Origin of the sequence: Pseudoalteromonas sp. MM17-2 (assembly GCF_022347945.1) — a bacterium.
GTDB lineage: Bacteria > Pseudomonadota > Gammaproteobacteria > Enterobacterales > Alteromonadaceae > Pseudoalteromonas > Pseudoalteromonas ruthenica.
In genome coordinates this window covers 1-1,611 of sequence record NZ_JAKRFV010000048.1, presented here as the reverse complement: position 1 = coordinate 1,611, position 1,611 = coordinate 1, and the positions used below count along the sequence as shown (strand labels likewise).

Genomic DNA, 1,611 nt, shown 5'->3' with positions numbered 1-1,611 from the left:
ACTGGCTTACATGAACAATGATGAGCAAGCCGCGTTGGAACACTATTTCACAGCCGCTCAGCAAGGGTGCTTTACTGGGGTACTCAGTTATATGGACTTAGGGGGCATTCCACAGCCAGGGCAACCGTTGTTTACTTTAGTAGCTGCTTATAATCTAATAGGTCAGGATGCATGGAGCGCACAAGAAGACATTGATGCAAGTATAAAGCGCTTAACGGATAGCGAACGACACGAGCTGGATAAAGCTGCACAGACGATTGTTGATAACTGGCAACGCAATGAGGTTAAGAGTTTTAACTTGGTATAAAGCTATAAAGAATAGCCTTAGCATTAACTAAAAAATAGACAAAAAACAAGAAAGACAATGAGTTGGTACCCAGACGATAAAACATGGCTTACATCACGTAAAGCACAGTGGAAAGAAGTGAAAAAGTCACTAAAAGAAATGGGTTTTTATTCGCCGCATGATATGAAATTAATAAAAGAATACTTTCTTTATGGCCCGAATAAAGAACCTATGAGAACGGTGGATAACGATGGGGATATTCAACGAAAAATATCCTATATGGGCATGGTTGCTATATGGCTATACCCATCATTCGATAAAGAGTCTATTATTGAAGAATTACATAAATTTAGGTCAACCGTCCAATATCAAGATGGTTCCATTATGCAATATGACACTGGGGCTAACCGTGTATTAGAGTTTTGTGATCGAGATTACGCGACTCATAAAAGTGCCTCTGATGGCAGGGATACCAGCTTGTTTCAGGGTAAAGAACAATTACTGGCCGAGCTATTACTACCCGGCTCGGTAGAGGATGAGTCTTGGTTTGCATCTCGCCGCAACATGAAAGACTTTGATGGGTTGAATGATGAGTGCGAGAGAAGCTTTAGATTTATCATTAATAGGCTTTCATCATACTTTAGCAAACACATGGAAAGCCCTAATCCAAATTTTATTTATCGCTATCGCCTCTCTTATTGTATTAGCGCACTCAAACACTTTAAAGGCAGTGAATTTGGGTCGCAACCATTAAAAGAAAACCTAGTAACCTTTTTTGCTGCTCTTGATAAGTTCACAGCGTCCCCCGACAAATACCCGCAGTGCTTTGTGGAAACGGCGCAAGAGTTTACCCGTTTATTCAATGAAGCAGACTTGCCTGATTCAGTGCATGCTTTACTCGCCCCTTATATTAAAGCCGCCAAGGAGAGTGCTGACTAATGGAAAATGTCATAGTGGTTGTTGCAAGCTTCGCCAATGAAGCGGACTTAGCACGGTTTTGTTTTTATATCGACTTTGAAACACGCCCTGATTTTGAGGGCGAGGCGCCAGAACACGAGCAGCTAAAGCCTTACAAAAATTTTACAAAGAAACTTAACCTCCTTTAAAGCTGAAATTAATAAATGTGTTAATCGGAGTAGTGTGCCGCTAGCTAGGCAGCAGGCACGTATTAAATACATAAATTCATAGGTGTATGATGAAACAAGTGATTACTTTTATTTGTATGATTTTTACTTTTTCTTGTACTGAAGCTTTAAGTAATGATGACAAACCGTATGTCAGCCTTGATGTTATAGAAATGAATGTTGAAAGGGTTAATGGCAATT

3 protein-coding genes are annotated in these 1,611 nt (G+C 40.0%); all 3 read left to right on the top strand.

The window, feature by feature from the left end; all coding sequences use genetic code 11:
- Positions 1-307: hypothetical protein (locus MHM93_RS19315; RefSeq protein ID WP_239450228.1), on the top strand; the 307-nt coding region annotated here is incomplete at its 5' end.
- A 57-nt stretch (positions 308-364) separates the two neighbouring features.
- Positions 365-1,225, top strand: coding sequence for a hypothetical protein (locus tag MHM93_RS19310; protein ID WP_239450227.1), 861 nt, complete (start codon positions 365-367; stop codon positions 1,223-1,225).
- Complete coding sequence (locus MHM93_RS19305) at positions 1,225-1,392, top strand: hypothetical protein (protein WP_239450226.1); 168 nt, start codon at positions 1,225-1,227, stop codon at positions 1,390-1,392. The genes MHM93_RS19310 and MHM93_RS19305 overlap by 1 nt, the downstream gene beginning before the upstream one ends.
- Positions 1,393-1,611: the final 219 nt, after the last annotated feature.

What these genes read in the sequence shown, in the direction of transcription:
- MHM93_RS19310 (WP_239450227.1), top strand. Translation starts at nt 365, where the DNA reads ATGAGTTGGTACCCAGACGATAAAACATGGCTTACATCACGTAAAGCA.
- MHM93_RS19305 (WP_239450226.1), top strand. Translation starts at nt 1,225, where the DNA reads ATGGAAAATGTCATAGTGGTTGTTGCAAGCTTCGCCAATGAAGCGGAC.